Origin of the sequence: Paenibacillus cymbidii (genome assembly GCF_004764705.1) — a bacterium.
GTDB lineage: Bacteria > Bacillota > Bacilli > Paenibacillales > NBRC-103111 > Paenibacillus_AN > Paenibacillus_AN cymbidii.
Genome location: NZ_SHLX01000015.1, coordinates 61,933 through 83,672 on the forward strand (window position 1 = coordinate 61,933; position 21,740 = coordinate 83,672).

Sequence of the window (21,740 nt, forward strand, 5' to 3'; positions counted from 1 at the left end):
CATGCGGTTGTCCATCATTCGCCACGCCGATCCCGACTATGCGAACAATACGATTACGGCCGCCGGCCACCTGGAGGCAAAGGCGCTGGCAGACCGGCTGCAGCGGGAAGGCGTCGACCGCATTTACACGTCTCCGCTGCCGAGGGCGCAGCTTACGTCGCAGTATACGGCGGATCGGCTCGGTCTGGCGACGGTCGTTCTGCCGTGGACGCGTGAGCTCGAAGGCTGGCACATCGACGGCGTGCAAGGGCCGCATACCGCCGCCTGGAACGTGAACGGAGAGACGGTGCGCGAGCGGGCGCCGTTTCCCGGCAGCGGCGACTGGCACGCGTTCGGCCCGTTCGCCGGCGGCGGCTTCCGCGAGCGTTTCGAGGCGCTGCAAGCCGAGTCCGACCGCTTCCTCGCCTCCCTCGGCTACGAGCGCGACGGCGGCCGCTACCGGATCGCCGCGCCGCATCGCGAACGGATCGCCGTCTTTTGCCACCTCGGCTTCGGCTTGACATGGCTGGCCCACCTGCTCGAGCTGCCAGTCCCTTCCGTATGGACGTCGTTCTGGAAAGCGCCCAGCTCGGTAACCACTGTGCTGTTCGACGAACGATCGGCGCAATGGGCCGTGCCCCGCTGCCTGTGTGTCGGCGATACGTCGCACCTGCACCACGCCGGCTTGCCGCTCAGCGCGCAAGGCATTATCGCGAACCGGGACTGAACGCTGCTGCGCACACCGGCCGCTGTGGGACAGGTCAGATGCCTCTTGGCAGCAAAATAAGCCGGGAAAAGCGGCATATTTCAACATCGACGCCCGAATTAGAGCAAATAAGCCGGAAAACCCGGCTTATTCCACCTCCGTCGCCCCGGCCACACCAAATATGCCGGAAAACCAGGCTTATTCCACCTCCGTCGCCCTGGACACACCCAAATTAGCCGGAAAACCCGGCTTATTCCCCCCCGTCGCCCTGGACACACCCAAATTAGCCGGAAAACCCGGCTTATTCCCCCCCGTCGCCCGGGACACACCAAATAAGCCGGAAAATCCGGCTTATTTGAACGTCGACGCCCTGGCCAAGCCATATAAGGCGCTTTCCAGCTTTCCAGGCAAGGGTTACTGGCTCTGCCTTCCTCGCTCCCCTTGCTCCGCCTCGCCGCCGCAGCACACCACAACGTCCCGCCGCCGCGCCGCCGGTTCCACCTGCAGCCGCACCGGCTGGCCCGGTTCATACGCCACTTCCACCGTCGTACCCCGGCCGGCGTGCAGCTTGAACCGGACCGGCAACTCGCTCGGCCATGCAGGCAGCACGTAGATCGCATCGCCGCGCGTTTGCAGCAGCATCGACTGCAGCGCCATCATCGCCGCCGCGCTGTGATCCTGGTCCGGCACCCAGTCGTAGTTCGGCCCGAAGAAACCCGGGAACCGGCCGAACGGAGCGCCGAACCGCGAAGCGACGTCCTGCCACGCTTCTTCCGCCAGCCCGAGCCAGGCCGCCTGGATGCCGTCCTGGTGCCAGCCGACGCCGCGCTTCACCCGGCGGGCCGCAAACGTGCGGCGGCCGATCCCCTCCGCGCCGCTGCCGACCGCATACAACGGATACGGGAACACGGCGTACAGCTCGGGATTTTCCACGTTCATGATCGGCCCGATCAGTTCCTCCGCTGCGGCGATGCGCGTCTCCCCGTCGGAAACGTCAAGCGGCACTTGCGGCAGCTCGCTCAGCATGCGCCGCCACTGCGCCGTGCACCGCGCCGGCCACACGCCGTCGCCGCAGGCGAGCAGCGCCGTCAGCACATGGCGCAGCCCGGCCAGCTCGGGCGCCGGGTTGACCGCCTCGTGCCACGTTTCCAGCGCCGACGCCGGCTCGATGCGCAGCAAGCCCGCCGTATCCCGCGGATAATGCGCGTCATAGAAGCCGAGAATCGCCTCCGCCAGCGGCAGCAGCGTCGTTTCGCGGAAAGACGCGTCCGCGGCATAAGCGTCGTAAGCCAGCATCATCGCCACCAGCTCAAGCCCGCCTTGCCAATAGTAGCGGATATACCCGTTGACAACGTGCGCAATCGGCAATCCGTCACGGTTCCAGCCATAATTGTCGTTGGCGTACGTGCCCCAGAACGCCATCGTTTCCGGAAAATAAGCGCCCTCGTGGCCATAGTACAGCCGCGTCCGGCCGACAGCCAGCGGAAGCGCGCGCTCGTACATGGCGAACAGCGGCGGCATCAGGTCGCAATCGCCCGCCGCCAGCATCGGCCAGTACATCAGGCGCGTGTTTTGAAACCAATAGTGGCCGCCCCAGCGCCGATAGTCGGCGTTGAAGTTTTCGCGCGGCTGGTTTTCGCTTTGCACGTCGATGTCCATCGTGAAGAGCGACCCGTTGAATTTGATCGGGTGCCGCCCCCGGCCCGCGCAAGCGAGCAAATACCGCTGCAGCGCATACCCGCGCGCGACGGTCGCCGCTTCCCCGGCCTTTGCCGTTCCGCTATCCGCCGCTTCCCCGCTTTCGTTCGCCGCCGCTCCGGCCGCCCCTTCGCCCAGCTCTATATAGCTGCGCCGCCAGAAGGCGTCCCACCAGTCGCGATGCGCCGCCCGAGCAGAAGCGAGCGGCACCGCGCCGCTTGCCGCCGCGTGCTCCTGCAGCTGCGCCAGCCATTCTCCGGCCGAGCCGGTTTGCGCGCCGTGCACGACGACCGTAAGCGCCGCCTCCGTCACTTCCCGCTCCGTCGCCAATTCGCAAGGACCGACCCGGCGAAATCCCGTCCCCGCCATCCGCGCGCCCGTCGTCAAGCCGAGCAGCGGATCCGTTAGCGTCGCCGTCAGCGGTCCGAGCCCCTGGTGATCCATCGTCGCCTGCCATACGCTGCGCTCGTTGCGATGATACCAGATCACGCTGTCGTCTTCCGTCTCCGCAACCGTATCGGGCGCTTCAATCCGCGGCTCCGGCGCGTTCATGTAGCCGTAAAATCCGCGCAGCTCCTCCTTCGGAACGACACGCTCCTCCGTGCGCCACAGCTCCAGCCGGGCAGCGATCGCCACCGGCCGGTCCGCCTGCGCCTCCACGTGAACCGCCGGCCGGTTGGCATCGCACCATACCGCGATCCGAACGCTGTCGCCAGCCGTCCCCGCTTCGATCGTCACTTCGCCGCGCCGCAAGGAAAGCGTTTGCCGAAACGGCCGGCGCAGCAGCGCGTTCGGCGTCAGGCTGACGCGCAGCCGCCCGAGCTTGAGCAGCCGCCCGTTTTCGTCCCATGCGTCGGTTTTGCTCACATAAACAAGCAGATCGCCGTTCTCCTCGACCCACACGTTCAGCCCGATGTCGCCGTTCCCGGCAGGCATCGAATCCCACGACCCGGCGCTCGGGCTGTTCCAAATTACCTCGTATTTCTTGTCCATGCGCTCTCTCCCCGCAAATGGTATCCAGCAACCGCCCGAAACTGCTCCAAGAATAGCACAGCCGGCTGCGGCTAACAATCGGGCGGCGTGTGCAAATTTTTTGAGGCGTGTGCATTTTTTTCGAATGGAATAAAAAAGCGGTTTCAACCATCGCCAAACGCGGCGCAGCAGCGACAACTTTGCAAAATAAGCCATGTTTTTATGGCCTATTTCGCCAAAAACGGGCTTCTCCTCCAAAATAACCAGTGAAATCACTGGCTATTTCGTCCAAAAGGCCCGATTCGGGACCTCGCGGAGCAAATAAGCCATGTTTTCACTGGCTATTTCCCCCGAGGCGAGCCCAATCGGGCAAATAAGCCATTTTTCATGGGCTATTTTCGTCAACCCGCCCCGGCAACAAGAAAAACCGCCGGTCTACATCGACTCGGCGGGTTTGATGCGTTTCATGTCCTTGTACTGCAGCTCGAACAGGCGGTGATAATACCCTCTGTGCGCCAGCAGCTCGAAGTGGCTGCCGGTTTCGCGCACTTTGCCTTTGTGCATGACGATGATCTGGTCGGCATGCTGGATCGTCGACAGCCGGTGCGCCACGATCAGCGTCGTCCGCCCTTGCGAAATCGTCTGCAGCGCGTCCTGCACGATCAGCTCCGTTTCCGTGTCGATGTTCGAGGTCGCTTCGTCGAGAATGAGAATTTTCGGCCGGAACACGATCGCGCGGGCGAACGACAGCAGCTGCCGCTGGCCGAGCGACAGCGTCACCCCGCGCTCGCCGAGCGGCGTATGCAAACCTAGCGGCAGCTTGCCGACGAACGGCTCCATATGCACCATGCGCACCGCTTCGGCCACCTGGTCGTCGCCGATCGCATCGTTTTGCAGCCGGATGTTGGAGGCGATATCGCCGGTGAACAGGAACACGTCCTGCTGCACGACGCTCACCGTTCGCCGCAGCTCGTCGAGCGGAAGAAGCCGGATATCGATGCCATCGAGCGTGATGGAGCCTTTCTGAATATCGTAGAACCGGTTGATCAACTGGATGATCGAGCTTTTGCCCGCTCCCGTCGCACCGACGAACGCCACCGTTTGCCCCGGCTCGATGGTGAAGCTGACGTCGCGCAGCACCCATTCGCCTTCATTATAAGCGAACCATACATGCTCGAAACGGATCCGGCCTTTGACATGATCGCTCAGCCGCAGCGGCTCGGGAGCGTCGACGATCGCCGGCTTTTCGCTCAGCATTTCGTAAATGCGCTCCGCGCCGACCATCGCGGTTTGAATCTGGTTGTACTTCTCCGCGATGCTCTGCAGCGGCTGGAAAAACTGGCGGATATACTGCGTAAACGCGTAGACGATACCGAATGTGATTGCGCCGTCCAGCACTTTGACGCCGCCGTACCAGACGAGCAGCGCAATGGCGAGATTGCCGACGAAGCCGATCGCCGGCTGGAAGATCGAGTTGATCGTCGTGCTCCTCATGCCCGCGCGGTAGTATTGCTGGTTGTGATCGTCGAATTGCTCCCACTGCCGCTGTTCGCGAATGAACAGCTGGGTGATGCGGATGCCGGACAAGTTCTCCGCGAGGAACGCGTTCAGCCGCGACAAGATCAGCCGCGCCTTGCGCTGCGCTTCGCGTACCGAGTTGCGGTACCAGAACGTCAGCAGCGCCAGCCCCGGCAGCACGACGAACGCCAGCAGCGACAGCTTGACGGACAGCTGCAGCATGATCACCACAATGCCGATCATGACGATGATGTCTTTGATCAGGTTGACGACAACCTGCGAATACAGCTGGTTGAGCGCCTCGGTGTCCTGCGTGACGCGAACGACGATGCGTCCGACCGGGTTGCGGTCGAAGAACGACATCGACATCTTGCTGAGATGAGTAAACATTTTTTCACGGATATTGAAAATGATATGCTGCCCCGTATACTGCAGCAAATTGCCCTGGATATAGTTGAGCACCGAACCGCCCGCAACCGCCAGCAAAAATAGCAGGCCAAGCTGAAGCAGGCCGTTCAGATCCTTGTGCCGGAAGGCGTTCGTCTGTTCCTTGTCCAGCGGCGCGGCGGCATACGTTGCATGGTCCGCCCGGATCGAAACGGCGCTTCCGCCGTTTTCCAGCACCGGCTCCTGCTTCGGATTGACGATCCAGCCGTCGATCAAATAACGCCCGTCGCCGACCTCCACAATCTGCGCGCGAAACGCGCCGGAAACACGCGCCAGCTTCGCTTCCGCCGCGCCTCCCGCTTGCACCCGCACGTAGGCGTTCCCTTCGACGACGAACGGTTTGCCGAGCGGCTTCAACTCGTCCTTCCGGTCGGCGGAGACGGCGATCATCGGCTGCTCGTACCCTTTGATATGATCGTCGATCGCCAGCTTGATCAAGTACGGCCGCGCCAGGTCGGCGACGACGATCAGCACCGCCAGCGACAGGCATAACAAGATCATCCGCCAGTACGGCTTCGCGAACGAAAACAACCAGAGCAGCAGCCGCGTATCGCGTATGTTTACATTCGTTTTCTCTTCATGGATATTCACGAAACGGCACCGCCCTTCACCTGGGCGGCGAACCGCTTCCCGTCCGCATTCGCTGCGGTTTCCGCCGCCGTCCCCCGGCGCACGGCAACCGGCTCGTGATCGGCGGCATCGTCCGGCAGCCGCTCCGCTTCTTCGTCGAGCTGCTGCTTGCGGTGCAAGTCGGCATACAGCCCGTCGTGCGCAAGCAGTTCCTCGTGCGAGCCGCGTTCGACGATGCGCCCTTCCTCCAGCACGATAATTTGGTCGGCGGCTTGCACCGACGAGATGCGATGGCCGATGATGATCGTCGTGCGGTCCTTCATAATTTCCTGCATGCCGGTCAGAATACGATCCTCCGTCTCGGTATCGACCGCCGACAAGCTGTCGTCAAAAATGAGCACCGACGGCGCCTTGATGATCGCCCGGGCGATGCTCACCCGCTGGCGCTGGCCGCCCGACAGGGAAATCCCGCGCTCCCCGAGCGCCGTTTCGAACCGGTGCGGGAATTCGACGATATTGTCGTATACCTGCGCCACCTTTGCCGCTTGCTCCACCTGTTCATCCGAATAAGGCTGCGGATCGAAGCCGATGTTGTCGCGGATCGTCGACGAGAACAGGAACTGATCCTGCGGCACGATGCCGATTTGCCCGCGCAGCGTCTTGAGCGGCACTTCAAGGATGTCGTGGCCGTCGAGAAACACCGTCCCCTCCGGCGGATTGTACTGGCGCACGAGCAGGTGTACGAGCGTGCTTTTGCCGCTGCCGACGCGGCCGACGATCGCCAGGCTGCCGCCCTTCGGAATATGCAGGTTGATGTCGCGCAATGCGGGTTCGTTTGCTTCCGGGTAGGAGAAGGTCAGGTGGCGGATTTCGATTTCGCCTTCCAGCGATTGAATCGAAGCGACCGCCGTCTGGTCGTCGATAATGTCCGGCTTCGTATTCAGAATCGCCAGCAGCCGCTTCTCCGATGCCCAGCCGCGCTGCAGCTGGTTGACGACTTTGCCGAGGTTTTCGATCGGTCCCATCAGCAGCGACAAGTACGTGTTGAACGCCACGAACTGGCCGAGCGTAATCGCGCCGCGCAGCGCCAGAATGCCGCCGAACACGACGGACACGAGAAAGCTGAGACCGATGACGCCCGAACTGAGCGAGCCGAACAGCGAGTTCGAACGGGCGAACCGACGGTTCATCGCCACCGCGTGGCGATTGTCCGCGGCAAACAGCTCGCGCTCCTGCCGCTCCTGCACGAACGCCTTGACCACCCGAATGCCGGCGGTAAACTCCTGCACCCGGCTGGTCAATGTGCCTACCGCTTCCTGCACGTCAACCGACTGCTTCTGAATTTGTTTGTTGAAGCGGTACGCCAGCAAGCTGAGCAGCGGCAACGGCAGCATCGTCAGCAGCGTCAGCCAGCCGTTCACCGTCGTCACCATGGCGACAACCGCCAGCGTGATCAGCACGAACGCTTCCATCACGTTGAAGATGCCTTGCATCGTTACGTCGCGAATGACGTTCACGTCGCTGATCGCGTGGGACATCAGGTCGCCGATGCGCTGGTTGTTGAAATATTGCGCCGACAGCTTCTCCCAATGCGAGAACAGCTGCCCCCGTACCTTCGTCTCCAGCTGCCGCGACAGCCGGAACAGATAGATCCGGCTCACCGAACGAAAGAATGCGATCCCGAGCCCGATAGCGGTCAGCAGGATCGCATACGTGAATGCTTCGCGATAAGTAAGCGTGAGCTGCTCCAGCTTGTCGGTAAACTGTCCGAGGAAGTGCGGGATAAACAGCTGCAGCAGGCTGGAAATGGACAATAATGCAAAGCCGAAACTGTATGGCCATCGATTCGTGACGATGTATGACCGGAATATCGATGTTCGCTCCACGCCGCTACCCCCTGATTAAGCTAATCTATATGTAAGGGTACAACGAAAGCGGCATGGAATACATGGATAACGCTGCTAAAAAAGATGGACTATCTTGCTTTTCCGCATAGTGCAAATCCCGGCCGGGTCAGTCGACGGCTTCTCTCACCTTGATGTCGTCGATGTATACGGTGCCGCTCCAGCGTCCGTACGGCAGCGTAATCGTCATGACGCGGATCGAAGCGTCGCCGAACGCGAATGTATTCGCGCCGTTGGATAACTGGAGCCTCTGGCCGTCCACGTATACGGCATATTGCCGGGTATCCATATCGATCGCAACTTTGACCCGCTGCCATACGTTCGGCTTGACGGCAAAAGCGTTGGCGGGCTGCCAATTCACATAGTAGCGCCCGTAAGCCGCAAATACCCCTGTCGCCGCGCTGCTCCACGGCACGTCGCCGCTGCCGAAATAAAGCGAATAGTGCAAATCCGCCTGACCGGTGTACATCGACTGCCAGCTGATTTCGTACTTGCCCGACGTCAGTGTCTGAGGCAAATCGAACGATACGGTCGGTTCGCTGTTGTTGCCCGGCGCGGATACGGCAAACGATTTGTCATATTCGCCCGGGACTTCCTTCACGAGAGCCGTCCCGCCGTTCCCCGTTGAGGTCCGGTAGCCTTGGGGAATCGCGCCGGTCGGCTGTAAATTGTACGTTTCCGCAAACAATGTCCGGTACGTGGCGGCGCCGACCGTAAACGATGCCGGAGGCGTCTGCGCTTCCCAAGCTTCGTCGCCGTTATGCGCCTTCACGCGCCAGTAATACGTCCGGCCCGGCTCCAACGTGCCGCCGTACTCATACTGCGTTTGCGTCACCCCCGCCGCAACCGCAATCGGACTGTCCATGTCCGGATTGTCGTCCAGCTCGAACGTATACGAAAGCGCGCCGCCGGCGGGAGTCCATTCGAACAACGGCGTTACGTCGACATCCGTCGTCCCGTTTTCCGGCATGGCCGGAATCGGCGCGCTCCTGGTGTAATCGACGGCAAACTCGGAAGCGTACGTCTTCTCCGCGCCGACGCCGCTCAGTTCAAAGCGCACGATATCGCCTTCATGCGCGTCATAAACGGTTTCCGCGACCGTGCTGTCCGCAAACGATTGATCGGCCAGCACGCTGTCGTTGAGCATGATACGGAAGCCCGACCCTGCCCCGTCTCCCGACAATAGGGAAGCGAATCCGTACACGTGCACTTTCCCGTCGCGCGGCACTGTCCATTTCCGGATGGCGCTGCCTGCCGTTATCGTCGTCGTGCGCGCTTCGAGCGCAACGCTGCCGTCCGCGTTCGCCCATTGCCCGTCTGTATAAGCGAGCGTGCCGCTGCCGTCGTCATAGCTCCATTGCCGGTAGCCCGCGGTGTCGGAATAATCTAGCGGCGACGCATACACGCCGGCGCCGTCAAACCCGGCGGCAACCGGAGAAGCATCCCCCTGACCGTAAGCTTGCTTCAATGTCGCCAGCTTGTAATAATAAAGCTTCTGCGGCTGCACCCCATGATCCTGATAAACGGTTCCCGTCACCGCCTGGCCGCCGTTTAATACGATGTAGCCGCTGTCCGGCATTTCGCTTCGCATGACGTAATAGCCGTCCGCACCGGCCTGTTCGTCCCAGCGGATGTCGACGTAGTTTTCATACGTTGCCGTATAAACGCCCACGGGCGGCGGCATGAGCGCATAATCGACGATTCTCGTATTCGTCCCTCCGTCCGAGTACCTTCGCGGGGCGCCGAGGATGCGATTTTGCCGCAGGACAGTATTCGCCGCATTGCCCGCCACCGTTATTGCGGAAGAGACGCTGTTGCGTTCGATCACGTTGTCGTAGGCGTTGGCTGCCTGTTGAGTCGTGTTGCTGTTGACCGCAAGCGCAGAGCCGGTGCTTGCCGCAATCACATTGCCGAGCAAGCCGACCGACCGCGGCATCGATCCCCTTCCGTATTCGTTATAGCCGATATTCAGGTTCGGCGAAGCCGCATCCCGAATGACGTTGTAATAGGAAGGAAAAAACATATCCGGGTGCGCCATATCGAGCGCAATGACGGAGGAGCCGCCGGTATCGGCAATGTTGCCGTCTATTATATTGCCGATGCCGTCGCCCCACACCATAAAGTTGTTTCCTTTGTTGTGCTGGGCGGTATTGCGGAACACGATGTTTTTGACGAAAAACCGCGTCACCGTCGCTTTGGACGTATAGTCGGGGGCAACGGTCCAATCCCGGTCGAGATACAGCGTATGCCCGTCGTTTGCCGTCACCTTCCGGTATTGCCCCAATCCTTTGCCTTCGACGATCAGAACGTACAGATCCTTCATCTGATCCGGCGACCAGGAAACGCCCTCCATCGTCACGCTGCCCGCGTCGGCGTCCGCAACGGCGCCGTAGTGCATGGCCAGCGTATAGTTCGAATCGGCATTGCTGTCGAACAGCACATATTCGCCGTCGTTGGTCGGGGTCACTTCGTCGCCTACGTACGAAATGACATTATCCGCGACATAGTTCATTTCTGTCGGCGGAAACCCGGTGTCGTTCAGGCCGGCATTAAACGTAATGCCGCGGGAAGCTTTGCGTTTCCCGTCCAGGTTGCGGCCGTCGATAACGTTATTTTCCACGATATTTTTGGCGGCGGACATGAAGACGATCGGCGTATAGCCGCGCACGTGCACAACGTTGCCTGCGATCCGGCTGTACGACAGTACGTCGAAATTGATCGCGCAGTAGCCGTCGAACGTGTTGTCTTCGATCAAGATCCGCTCGAAGCCGGCTTTTCCGCTGCCGAATACCCCGCTGAAATAGCCTTTGATCGGACCGGAGGTCGGGAAATAATTGTCGATGTAGTTGCCCCGTATTACGACGTCCGTCGCTCCCGGGGACACGACGATACCCCGATCGATGCTGACGCTGCCGACGATTTTGAGCCCCTCGATTCCGCCTCTCGTTTCGATCAGGAACATGGCGGGTCCCGCCCCGCCGGCCGTCTGGCCGATCGGCAGCCCATCCTTGTACTTGATCGTCGAGCGGTAATCGCCCGACTCGTCGACCCCTTCTCCCCGAAGCGTCACGTCATGCTGCAAACGAATCGTGTCGTCGATGAGGTAACGGCCGTCAGGGACGACGACCGTCCCGCCGCCCGCGGCGACAGCGGCGTCCACGGCAGCCTGAATGGCCGCGGTATCGGCCGTTTCGTCGTCCGGCGTCGCGCCGAAATCGGTGATGGCGTAGGCAGCGCCCGTGACGGATGCGGCGACCGCGATATGCTGCACGTCCCCCCAGCCGTAGGCGCCGCCGTGGCCGTTATGCGCCGAGACTTCGTAATCCCCGGCGGGCAGGCCGGCCGGCAAATCGAACTTCAGCTCGTACGGGCCGACGCTTGTCAAATCGACCGTATACACGCTGCCCGTCACATCCCGCAAATACACGTAGGCGGTCTCCTGCCCCCCGTTCAGCGACAAGTTTTTGCCGATTACGCTTACTTCCGCGCCGGTTGCCGCATTCACTTGGTTCGGCCAAACGAAATAAACGTCGGTCCGGTTCACGAATAACGGGTTGCTGAGCTTTGAACCGTTCCGCACCCAGAGCGCATATTCGCCATACGTGTACGCCGGCGGAATTACTCCCGAGACGGCATGAGGCGCCTTGCCGATCGGCTCGATCGCCGTTTCCGGCGCAAAATCGATGTCCTCCGCCCCCTTCGGCTCGCCGATCGTGCCGCGAATGGCGCTTTCGCCGACATCCGCGATCCGGGCGATCATGATGTCGCTTTGCTCCAGCTTGCCGCCGGTAAGCTGCACGGTTTGATCCGGCGAAATCGTATCGGGTGCCGCTTCATACAAGGAAGGGATTCTGTCTCCCGTTTCGTCGTATTGCGTGGTGAACGCATTAATCGCATCGTCGGCCCACGTGCCGCCGTCCCGCGACGCAATCGCTTTCCAATAGTATTTCGTGTTGTAGTGCAGCGTATCGCTCCCGGCAAGCGTATACGTATTCGCCGTGATGCCGCTTATGATCCGTTCCGGACTCGTTAAGTCGGGATTGTCGTCAATGACGAGCGTATACGATTGCGCTTCCGTCTGATCCCATTCGAAATGCGCCGCTACGGGCACATCCTCCGCAAGGCGAGCGGGAGAGACGGCTTTGGGCGGACTGTTCTGCAGCTTGATCTCGACATTGTCGAGATAGTACGCGCCGGTGTAATAGACCCCCCAACCGTTTTTGCCGCCGGCAAAATTGAATACGGCAAATTGCTCGATGTTGACGCCGGCACTGAAGACGACGGGGGTTGAAGTCACTTTCTGGTTGTTGATATATAAATCGAACACCCGGTTGCCGAGGTCCGCCACCAGCTTGTAGGCATACCACGCGCCCGCGGCGTTCGTGACGTTGACGTCGTTCCAGTTGACGTAATGTTTGTTGTAGTCGACCTGGACGGCCAGGGCTGACCGGGACGGCAACGCGCCCGCTCCGGCGCCGCCATACCCCAATGCGTAGGCGATCGTATGCTGGTTCGCCGTCCGATACACGTCGAAGGTGACAGTCATGATGCCGCTCGTCATGTTGCGGCCAAAATTGTACGCCGCCCCCGGGCTGGTGAAGTTGTCCTCCGCCGTCTTGTTCAGCATGATCGCCTTGTTGCCGCCAAGATCGGCCAAAGTTACGGTGGACGTAGTCCCCTGCAAATACTTTTGCCATCCGGCGGGAAGAGTCGAGCCTACTGTTTCATTCTCGAAGTTGTTGCTGTACAGGATCGTTTGGTCGGTCGGCGCCGTGCGGAACGCGCCTTGCGCCACTTCCGTCGCCACGCTGTTGTATACCGCTTCGGCCACCCAATAGTAGGGCGTATCGTACGCCAGCTTCGCCGGCACTGTAAATTCGGACGCCTTGATGTTGGCAAACGTCGTCGCGCCGGACAAGTCGGCGTTCGGCGACAGAACGAGCCGGTATTCGTCGGCGACGGCATCGCTCCAGTCCAGATAAGGATAGACCGATTTCTCCGTCAGCAGTTCGTCCGCCGCCGCTTCGGACGGCGAGCCGATATACGGAATTGCCGCCAGCAGCATAAGCAGGGATAACAGCTTGATCCCCAATCGTTTCATTAACTCACGCTCCTTTATTCGTCCATTGTTTGGTTCGGATGCCAATCGACATTGCGCAAACGGTCGTTCGCCGGCTCCAGGCAAGCCAGTGTCGACCGGAGCTGTTCGGCCGTTGCGGGGCCGGTCAACGTGATGTCGATGTCCGCATAACGCAGCGGGAACTGGAGCGCATGCGCAAGCGGCGCAACGCCCCGTTCCCGGCACCAATCGTAATAAGCGATAGCAAGCTTCAGCCGCTCCTGCCTCGAGTCGCCGGGCGGCAAACGAATCGCTCGCGGGTCCTGCCCGGTAATCAGATTGCCCGCCAGCGGGCTGGCGTTGATCGCACCGGCGCCGAGCTCGCGGAACCGCCGGACGTACGGCTCGGCCGGCTGCGCAAGCGGCGTCAGATCGGCATACGTCAGCACCGTATCGAATGCCCCGAGCCGAGCCGCCTGCGTCAGCAGCGGCAGCGAGCGCGTGGCCACGCCGATGTAGCGGACGAGTCCCTGCCGCTTGCAATCGAGCAGCGCCTCCAGCACGCCTCCCGCCGCCGTCGCCTGGTCGAGCGTATCGATATCGTGCAGCTGGTACAGATCGATCCGGCCTGCGCGCAGCCGCTCCAGGCTCCTTTGCAGGCTTTCCTTCACCGCCTGTGCGGCTTCCGCCGGATGCGCGTCCGCAGGGAACCGCTTCGCTTTGGTAGCGACGAATACGGTGCCGCGCGGAACCGACGGCAGCCACTTGCCGACGATCGCCTCGCTGTCCCCGTAATTGGCCGACGTGTCGAAATAGCGGAAGCCGCAGGAGTACGCCGTCTCCAGCAAGGCGACGTCGCGCGCAGCCTGTTCGCCGTCCGTCCTGTCTCTCCCCACGTAGGCGCAGCCGAACCCGTAGGCGATCGCTCTTCCGGCATGCCTCAGCCAAAATGTTCGCACCTCGCGCTTGAAAGCGGTTCCATCGTTTTCCATGTCCGCCACCTATCCTTTTACCGAACCGACCAGCGTCCCTTTTTCAAAAAAACGGAGCAAAAACGGATATAACACGACAACCGGAAGAACGGAAACGATGACGGAAGCCATTTTCAAGCTTTCCGGTGCGGGCGGCTCGCTTGCGGTCATGTTGGAAAAATCGTCAAGCTTGTTGTCGATCAATATTTCGCGGATGATTTGCTGCAGGACGAATTTATTCTTGTCGGTCACGTACAGCAAATTGTCCATAAACGCGTTGATGTGGAAAACGAGCGACCACAACCCGACCGTCACCAGAACGGGAACGGAGAGCGGGATCACGATCCGGAACAAAATGCGCAGCTCGCGGGCGCCGTCGATTTTGGCCGCTTCCGTCAAGTCGGCCGCAATCGATCGGAAAAATGCGATCATCACCAGCACATGAAACGCATTGGCGGCTTGCGGAAGCACATACGCCCACCTCGTGTTGAGCAAATGAAGCTCCTTGAGCAGCAAATAATGCGGCACGATGCCCCCGTCGAATATCATCGTGAACAGCAGGATGAGCGTCAACGCCCGCTTGAGCGGAAAATCGGGCCGCGACAGCGGATACGCCGCGAATATCGTTACGAGCAGCGAAACGAACGTGCCGACCGCCATGCGGAAGACAGTGTTGCCGTACCCGATCCACACATACGGATAAGAAAACAGATTGCGATACGGTTCCAGGCTGAACACCCGCGGATAGAAATGGAACCCGGCGCGAAGCGCCTCGCCCCGGTCGCTGAACGATACCGCAAGCACGTGAAGAAACGGATAAACGACAATGGCGGCCAGCAAAACGAGCAGCGCGTAAATGCACCCCATGGCGACTTTCTCCGGCAGCGAGCTTCTTACCATAGGCCGCTCTCTCCTTTGCTCAGCTTGCGGACGGCCACGTTCGCCGACAGGATCAGCACGAGCCCGACCGCCGATTTGAACAGACCGATCGCCGTTGTGTAGCTGTACTGGAACTGCTGCAAGCCGACCCGGTACACGTACGTGTCAATGACGTCGCCTGTCGCGTAGGTGACCGGGTTCAGCAGATTGACGATCTGCTCGAAGTTCGACTGCAGAAACCCGCCCAATGTCAAAATGAACATAATCGCAACCGTCGGCATGATCGACGGCAGATTGATATGGACGACGCGCTGCCAGCGGCTCGCGCCGTCCACTTTGGCCGAGTCGTGCAGCTCCGGATTGACGCCGGCCAAGGCGGCGAAATAAATGATCGAGCTCCAGCCGATGTCTTTCAGAATCGCCGACAGCACAACGACCGACCGAAAATATTCCTTGTGCCCCATGAAGAAGATCGGCTTGCCGCCAAGCGATTGAATTGCGTAATTGACGACGCCGGTCGTCGGGGACAAAAAATAGACGACGAGTCCGGCCATGATGACCCAGGAGACAAAGTGCGGCAAATACATCGTCGTCTGGATGGCGCGTTGGAACACCCGGTGCCGAACTTCGTTCAGCAGCAGCGCGAGCACGATCGGAGCGGGAAAGGCGAATACGATCAAATACAAATTGAGCAGCAGCGTGTTTTTCAGAATCAGATAAAAGTTGGCGTCGCCGAACAGTCGTTCGAAATGCTTGAACCCGACCCACGAGCTGCCCCAGATGCCGTCCATCACCCGAAAATCCTTGAAGGCGATCAGCACTCCGTACAGCGGCCCGTAACGGAATACGACAAAAAATGCGAACGCCGCCATAAACAGAAGCAGCAATTCCCGATGCTTCCACGCCAGCTGCGCGACGGTTTTCTCCATGGTCCTTCCTTCTCTCTTGCGGAAAATCCGCCGTTCCCCCAAATGCCGGACGGGAGAACGGCGCATCAATCGTCAAGGCTTGAACTGTTTCTTGTACAGCTCGTTCGCTTCTTTGGTCAAGGCGTCGCCGCCTTTGGCGTTCCATTCGCTCACGAACTTGTCGAAATCGTCCAGTGGCCGTTCGCCGATAATGATTTCCGCGTAATATTTTTGCATGAGCACCGTCAAATCCTGTTTAAACTTGGCATCGGACGGCAGCGCCGAGAACAGCAGCGCGTCGGTCCAGCGCGGAGCGGACGAATACGTATTGATCGCATCCACCAGCTTCGGGTTCAAATATTTCTGGCGGAAGTCGAGCGTTGTGATCCCGCCGAGCGAAAACAGCCGCACGCCGTCCTGGTCCCGCTGTTCCGGTTTCTCGAACCCGCTCAAATATTTGGTCGGACCCGAAGCCGCGCCGGCATTGACAAAATCCCAATGCGTGCCTTTGACGCCGCGGCTCGTCATGTTGATCGTTTCCTCGTCGGTCGATTGCGCTTTCAGAATCTCGAACAGCTTTTGCAGCTTGTCCGGCTTATCCTTCACATGGCTGCCAATGACGACAAAATTGCTTTTCATCCCCCAGTCCCAGCTTCCTTCGCCGCCGGGCCCTTTCGGATTTTTCCCGGGGACGAGCTTGGCGTTCGGATTGGCCGCTTTCATTTCCGTAATCGTCGCCGAGTCGTCAAGCGAGAACCGGTCGATCGATTCCTCGATCATGCCGATCCGGTTGTTGTACAGCTTCTTCCGGTAGCCGTCCTGCGTATCGGTCAGAAATTCCGGGTCGATGACGCCGTCCGCATACCATTTGCGCAGTTTGGCCAGCGCTTCCTTCGCTTGCGGCATGACCGAACCGTTCGCGACCGCGCCGTTCTGCTCCAGCCACATCGTCGGCTGCACGCCGTAAGCGCCGAAGACGCTGTAGAAGCCCGACGACCAGGTGGTCGTCATCGTGCCGGTCAATCCGTACGTATCGTTCTTGCCGTTTCCGTCCGGATCCTTTTTCGCGAACGCGTAAACCGCCTGCTCGAATTCGTCGATCGTTTCCGGCGTCTTCGCGATGCCCACCTTGTCGAGCCAGTCTTTGCGCCAGACGGTTGCAAAATCGTACGGCTTGAGCGTCACGTACATCGGAATCGACCACAGCTTGTCGCCGAACGTAACCGATTGAAACAGGTTCGGCGCCGTTTTGTTGATGTCGCGCCAGTAGTCCGGCAGCTTCTCCTCCAGCATTTTTTTGTCGATGCTCATCAGAACGCCTTGGGCCTGGTACGCCGCCACGTTCTCCGGCGCGCCGAGCGTGAAGATGTCGGGAATTTCTCCGGACGCGATGCTGGCGTCGGACACCTTCACCGGCTTGATTTTGACGCCAAATTTCTGCTCGAGAAACTTCTGTACCTTGGTGTCGCTCACGACACCGGGCGCCTGAAAATGGATGCCCCATGTAATTTCCACCGGCTGCTCCGGTTTTTTCGAGCTGCTCGCGCTTGCCCCCGGCGTTGCGGACGCCGCTGCGCCCGTACTGCCGCCATCGTCCTTGCTGCAGCCAACGATCAAGGTCGCCGTCATCGCCACCGCGAGCGACAGCGCCGATACGCTTGTTGCTCTTTTGCCCAACTGCCATTCCCCCTACATATGAGTGGTGTTTCATAGCCGATCCGCTGCCGCCGGCCGCGCCGCAATTCCGCTCCCGGTCGCGGCCCGCTCCGGATCGCACCTTTACCTTACGCCGGTGAAAGCGCTTCTTCAACGAGTTAATCCGGTTATTCTTGTCTTTTTGCGGCATTGGCGGCACCGATTTCGATTGTGTTATCCCGCTATTTGATGTTTTTTCGCTTCGAGCGCGGCGAGCCGAACAGTCTGTGCTATAATATCCTCGTCATCCGATGTAAACGCTGTCATGAAAGCAGGTGCCGATTTGCAGTATCCTCGCGTGTTTCAGAAGCGGTCGATGTACTTCAAGCTGCTGCTGCTTATCACGGCCATTATTTTGGTTACGGTGCTGTTCATTTCGTCCGTCACCTATACGATATCCGCCAACAACAGCTTCGACAACGCCAAAGTTTACAACTGGGCCATTCTGGCCCAACAGCGCGATTTGATGACAAAAGAACTGACGGCAATCAAAAATTTGGCTGTAAACGTCATGGTCACCCAGTCATACTTGTACAGCACGCGAAACAACGGCTTGACCGCGGCGTCGCTCATCGACTTGTCCCGCTATCTGGAACAACAGAAAAACCTCAATCCGTATATCGATTCCATCTACCTTTATTATGAAGATTTGCAGTTGGTGCTTTCGTCTTCCGCGGAAACGCGCACGTCCAGGATCGAAACGTTCGCCGACAGCGACTGGCTTCCTTACGTTCACGAGAACACCGCGGCCCGCATCATTTGGCTGGCCAACCGTACATTGGAGAACAAAGGAAAAGCGATTACCGTCCTGCAAAAAATGCCATGGGTAGGCAGCACCGACGGCGCGGTGCTGGTCAATCTCGACCAGCGCAAGCTGTTTGACGATATTTTCGGCCACTACCACAACAAGATGGGCTCGATGCTTGTGCTCGACCAGCACAATCAACTGCTGTACGCGGAAGCCGGTCCTTCATCCGCCTCCTTGCCCGCGCAAGGGCAAACGCAGCTGTTCGCCAAGGAGGAAGATTCCTTCGTCGACGAGAATCGCAACATCGTTACCTATACAACGTCCGAGCTTAACGGATGGAAATTCATCAATGTGACGCCGCAATCCGCCCTGCTGCAGAAGATGAACCACATCAAGTACATCGTGCTGGGCATTTCCGCTTTCTACATTTCGGTGGCCGTCGTCATTTCGTTCTACATTTCGCGGCGGCTGTACCATCCGCTCAAGGCGGCCATCGCCCATATCGGCAGTTGGGGCGACCGGAAAACGAAACCTGCGGCCCTCGACGAAGCGAGCTTCATCCGCCAGGCATTCGATCAGATGACCACGCGCAACGTCCGGCTGCTCCAGGAGAAGGACAGCATCCAGCATACGCTCGACGAACATCGGGGCGCCCTGAAGGAAAAATATGTCAACGATCTCATCAGCGGCCACACGGCCTTCGCGCCGAACCGGCAAACGGATGCGTATATCGGCCTGTTCGGCCTCAATCTTCACGCAGGAGGCTACTCCGTGCTGACGGCGGAATGGGAAGATGCGGACGCCTTCGTCCGGCAGCACGACAAAATGAGCTTCATGCTCGTGAAATACAAGCTGGTCGAAACGCTCAAGGCGGCGATCGACGGCGAAGTGTTCCTGAAGGACGACGATAAAATCGTCGTCATCGCCAATCTCCGCTCGCATCCGCGCGAAACGGCGACGGAGCTTGCCCGCTTCGTCCAAACGACGATCGAAACGCATGACGGCATCGGCGTATCGGTCGGCGTCAGCAATGCGCACGAAGGCCTGGAGCGGCTGGAGACGGCGTACGGGGAAACGATTGAGGCGCTGCGGCACAGGATGTATTTCGGCAGAGGCGAAATATTGGCGTACCGGTCGGTGGCGCATTGGAGCGGGCAGCAGAGCGAGTACTATTACCCGTACGAACTGGAGAAAAAACTGATTCAGTCGATCAAACAGGCCGACGGCGAAGAAGCGTCCCGCATCGTTGCCGAAATCGTTCAGGTTGCGATCGCGAAAAAACTGGGCAAAACGAATGTTCAGCAGCTCTTCTTTCAGCTGAGCGGCGAAATTATGAAATCGATCGCGCAAAGTGGCGGGGACGTCAAGGCGGTGCTCGGCGAACCGTTCGATTATTTGCAAACCATTTCGCAATCGAACACGCTGCAGTCGATCGAAAGCTGCCTCATTGCGATTTGCCGCACAATCGCCGCCTACTACAACGACAAACGGATGCGCATCAACGACGACACGCTGGAGCTGGCGATTGCGTTCATGCAGGCGAATTACAATAATAACATTACGATCGACACGGTCGCCGAACACGTTCACCTCAGTTCCTCGTACCTCGGCCGGATTTTCAAGGAAATGACGGGGACGACGCTGAACGAATATTTGATCGGCATCCGCATTCGCGAAGCGTGTGCGCTGCTGGATCGATCCGACGCTTCCGTCGAAGACATCTGTTTGCGGGTGGGCTACACCAACGTCAGCTACTTCAACAAGCTGTTCAAGGCAAGGACCGGGCAAACGCCCGGCCATTATCGCCGCAACCGGGCATCACGCGCTTCCCTTCAGCAAGAGTAGGATGCAAACTCAAGCGAACGGCTTGACTTTTTCAAATCGCCATATGTGCGTTTTGGCTGCGCCGCCAACGATCGTTTGCTGCACGCCGCCCCACAATCCGGACGGCTCGCCGAGCCGTTCCCGTTTCATCTCCTCGTAAGCCGCGGCGCTCATATCCGGCCATATTTCCACGAACAGTCCCGGTTGATCCGCCCCTTCGTAAAACTCGAATCCGCCGCGGCGTAATGCCTCTTCCATCAGCCGCATATAAGCGTGGCGGTGTTCCTCCGCCACGCGATATTCCACGAAAACGACGCTCATTCGCCAATCTCCCCACAATTTACAAAATTAAAAGGCTTCTGCGGATTTATTTTTGAACATAAAGTGGTACAATATTATAGTAAACAAATGGCCCAGATCAGAAGTTTCCGGCACCATGCTGCGTGTCAGAGAAGCACAATAGAAGCAGGTGTTCAAAAAGACGGCTTTTTGAACTACCTCTAGAAGCACTTTCGGTTTAGGAGGACATCATGGACACAGGCACACATCTTGTCATCGGGCTCGGTCTGGCCGGCCTCGCATACGTCGATCCGGTCGTAGCTTCGGACGCTACGGTTGCGACCGCCGTGCTGATCGGCACCGTGCTCGGCTCGCAAGCGCCCGATTCGGACGGGCTGCTGCGCTTTCGCGGCAACGCCGCCTACATCAAGAACCATCGCGGCGTCTCGCACTCCATTCCCGCCCTGTTCATATGGACGGCGCTGATTACACTGGCGCTTGCCGCCGTATTCGGCGGAAGCTTGCCGCTGCTCCATGTCGGCGGATGGGTGTTCGCCGCAGTCGCGTTTCACGTCTTTACGGATTTGTTCAACACGTACGGCACGCAAGCCATACGCCCCTTCTCGAAAAAGTGGGTTTCGTGGAACATCATCCATATTTTTGATCCGTTCATTTTCGGCTCGCATTTGTTTGCGATTTTTCTCTGGTCGGTGCACCTGGCCAAACCGTCGATCGTGTTTCCGGTGCTGTATTCCTTTATCGCGATCTACTATATATGGCGGACGGCGTACCACTTCTGGCTGGAACGCAACATGCGCGGCAAGGACGACTATTACGAGCACGGGGACAAATACTATTTGATCCCGACCGTCAGCCTGTATGTCTGGAACGTGGTCAAGAAACATGCGGACGGTTCGTTTACGCTGGGCGAATATCGCAACAAGACGGTCAAATGGGTCGACAGCGCTTCCTGCGCCTCGCATCCGGCCGTCGACGCTTCCAAGCAGCATCCGGATATCGCCGCGTTCCTGTACTTCTCGTCGTTCGCCTGCGCCGAGCTGCGCGAGCACAATTGGGGGTACGAAGTGCGCTGGGCCGACGTTCGTTACCGCCACCGCAAGCAATACCCGTTCGTCGCCGTTCTGCTGCTCGACAACGAGCTGCGGCCGTTCGATTCCTATGTTGGCTGGCTAAGCGATTCTCGGCTCGAGAAGCGGCTGAACATGGACTCCTACTGAGGCGTCCAGATCGCCGCAACCTACATTTGTCCGTACCGAAGGAGATTATCCGCACCATGAAACCGATACCTGCTTTGTTGTTCGCTTTACTCGGCATCGCCCTGCTCACCTGTGTCAGCTTCTTCATGAGTGCCGGCGAGCCGTGGCTGGCCGCGCTTTCAGGCCTCGCCGCCTTTCTCGCCATCGGCTTCGGCTTCGCCTTCAAGGCGCGCGTCCGCAGAAAAGGGAATTCCTGACCGGAATTCCCTTTTTCGTTGCGCCGACAAGCACAGCCGACGAAATAGGCCATAAAAAATGGCTTATTGGCTCCATTTTGCAAGCCTCGCGGGAAATAGCCAGTGAAAA

The 21,740-nt window shown here is 59.3% G+C and carries 13 protein-coding genes; 4 read left to right on the forward strand and 9 right to left on the reverse strand.

Features of this window, described 5'->3' with window-relative positions; translation table 11 throughout:
- The first annotated feature begins 1 nt into the window (after position 1).
- Positions 2-706 carry a histidine phosphatase family protein gene (locus EXY20_RS20510; protein ID WP_135553972.1) on the forward strand — a complete coding sequence of 235 codons (705 nt, stop codon included), beginning with the start codon at positions 2-4 and terminating at the stop codon, positions 704-706.
- A gap of 393 nt (positions 707-1,099) precedes the next feature.
- Here EXY20_RS20510 and EXY20_RS20515 read toward each other — a convergent pair whose 3' ends face one another.
- From EXY20_RS20515 to EXY20_RS20550, 8 genes are all read right to left on the reverse strand, one after another.
- Positions 1,100-3,376, reverse strand: a complete 2,277-nt coding sequence (locus tag EXY20_RS20515; protein WP_135553973.1) for a DUF5703 domain-containing protein — start codon at positions 3,374-3,376, stop codon at positions 1,100-1,102.
- 414 nt (positions 3,377-3,790) lie between these two features.
- Positions 3,791-5,911 carry an ABC transporter ATP-binding protein gene (locus EXY20_RS20520; RefSeq protein ID WP_235886117.1) on the reverse strand — a complete coding sequence of 707 codons (2,121 nt, stop codon included), beginning with the start codon at positions 5,909-5,911 and terminating at the stop codon, positions 3,791-3,793.
- Positions 5,908-7,776: an ABC transporter ATP-binding protein gene (locus tag EXY20_RS20525; RefSeq protein WP_135553974.1), complete on the reverse strand. Its 1,869-nt coding sequence runs from the start codon at positions 7,774-7,776 to the stop codon at positions 5,908-5,910. Before EXY20_RS20525 ends, EXY20_RS20520 begins: the two co-directional genes overlap by 4 nt.
- A gap of 127 nt (positions 7,777-7,903) precedes the next feature.
- Positions 7,904-12,895, reverse strand: a complete 4,992-nt coding sequence (locus EXY20_RS20530) for a glycosyl hydrolase family 28-related protein (RefSeq protein ID WP_135553975.1) — start codon at positions 12,893-12,895, stop codon at positions 7,904-7,906.
- A gap of 14 nt (positions 12,896-12,909) precedes the next feature.
- Positions 12,910-13,845 carry an aldo/keto reductase gene (locus EXY20_RS20535; RefSeq protein ID WP_135553976.1) on the reverse strand — a complete coding sequence of 312 codons (936 nt, stop codon included), beginning with the start codon at positions 13,843-13,845 and terminating at the stop codon, positions 12,910-12,912.
- Positions 13,846-13,854: 9 nt separating this feature from the next.
- Entirely contained in the window at positions 13,855-14,724 is an 870-nt protein-coding gene (locus tag EXY20_RS20540; RefSeq protein WP_135553977.1) for a carbohydrate ABC transporter permease, read from the reverse strand.
- Entirely contained in the window at positions 14,718-15,632 is a 915-nt protein-coding gene (locus EXY20_RS20545) for an ABC transporter permease (protein ID WP_135553978.1), read from the reverse strand. The genes EXY20_RS20540 and EXY20_RS20545 overlap by 7 nt, the downstream gene beginning before the upstream one ends.
- Positions 15,633-15,704: 72 nt before the next feature.
- Complete coding sequence (locus tag EXY20_RS20550; protein ID WP_135553979.1) at positions 15,705-17,288, reverse strand: extracellular solute-binding protein; 1,584 nt, start codon at positions 17,286-17,288, stop codon at positions 15,705-15,707.
- 301 nt (positions 17,289-17,589) lie between these two features.
- Between EXY20_RS20550 and EXY20_RS20555 the strand changes: the two genes are divergently transcribed.
- Positions 17,590-19,899: a helix-turn-helix domain-containing protein gene (locus EXY20_RS20555; protein WP_167859390.1), complete on the forward strand. Its 2,310-nt coding sequence runs from the start codon at positions 17,590-17,592 to the stop codon at positions 19,897-19,899.
- A gap of 9 nt (positions 19,900-19,908) precedes the next feature.
- On the opposite strand, the gene EXY20_RS20560 is transcribed toward EXY20_RS20555, so the two are convergent.
- Positions 19,909-20,199 carry a hypothetical protein gene (locus tag EXY20_RS20560; protein WP_135553981.1) on the reverse strand — a complete coding sequence of 97 codons (291 nt, stop codon included), beginning with the start codon at positions 20,197-20,199 and terminating at the stop codon, positions 19,909-19,911.
- Positions 20,200-20,408: 209 nt separating this feature from the next.
- Here EXY20_RS20560 and EXY20_RS20565 point away from each other — a divergent pair, with 209 nt between their 5' ends.
- Positions 20,409-21,395, forward strand: a complete 987-nt coding sequence (locus EXY20_RS20565; protein WP_135553982.1) for a metal-dependent hydrolase — start codon at positions 20,409-20,411, stop codon at positions 21,393-21,395.
- Positions 21,396-21,451: 56 nt separating this feature from the next.
- Positions 21,452-21,631 (forward strand): DUF5325 family protein, encoded by a 180-nt coding sequence (locus tag EXY20_RS20570; RefSeq protein ID WP_135553983.1) that lies wholly within the window; start codon positions 21,452-21,454, stop codon positions 21,629-21,631.
- Positions 21,632-21,740 lie beyond the last annotated feature (109 nt).

Bases quoted from the DNA above. Each gene is read 5' to 3' on its own strand.
- EXY20_RS20535 (WP_135553976.1), bottom strand. From the start codon at position 13,845: ATGGAAAACGATGGAACCGCTTTCAAGCGCGAGGTGCGAACATTTTGG.
- EXY20_RS20515 (WP_135553973.1), bottom strand. From the start codon at position 3,376: ATGGACAAGAAATACGAGGTAATTTGGAACAGCCCGAGCGCCGGGTCG.
- EXY20_RS20540 (WP_135553977.1), bottom strand. From the start codon at position 14,724: ATGGTAAGAAGCTCGCTGCCGGAGAAAGTCGCCATGGGGTGCATTTAC.
- EXY20_RS20560 (WP_135553981.1), bottom strand. From the start codon at position 20,199: ATGAGCGTCGTTTTCGTGGAATATCGCGTGGCGGAGGAACACCGCCAC.
- EXY20_RS20565 (WP_135553982.1), top strand. From the start codon at position 20,409: ATGGACACAGGCACACATCTTGTCATCGGGCTCGGTCTGGCCGGCCTC.
- EXY20_RS20545 (WP_135553978.1), bottom strand. From the start codon at position 15,632: ATGGAGAAAACCGTCGCGCAGCTGGCGTGGAAGCATCGGGAATTGCTG.
- EXY20_RS20570 (WP_135553983.1), top strand. From the start codon at position 21,452: ATGAAACCGATACCTGCTTTGTTGTTCGCTTTACTCGGCATCGCCCTG.
- EXY20_RS20510 (WP_135553972.1), top strand. From the start codon at position 2: ATGCGGTTGTCCATCATTCGCCACGCCGATCCCGACTATGCGAACAAT.
- EXY20_RS20530 (WP_135553975.1), bottom strand. From the start codon at position 12,895: ATGAAACGATTGGGGATCAAGCTGTTATCCCTGCTTATGCTGCTGGCG.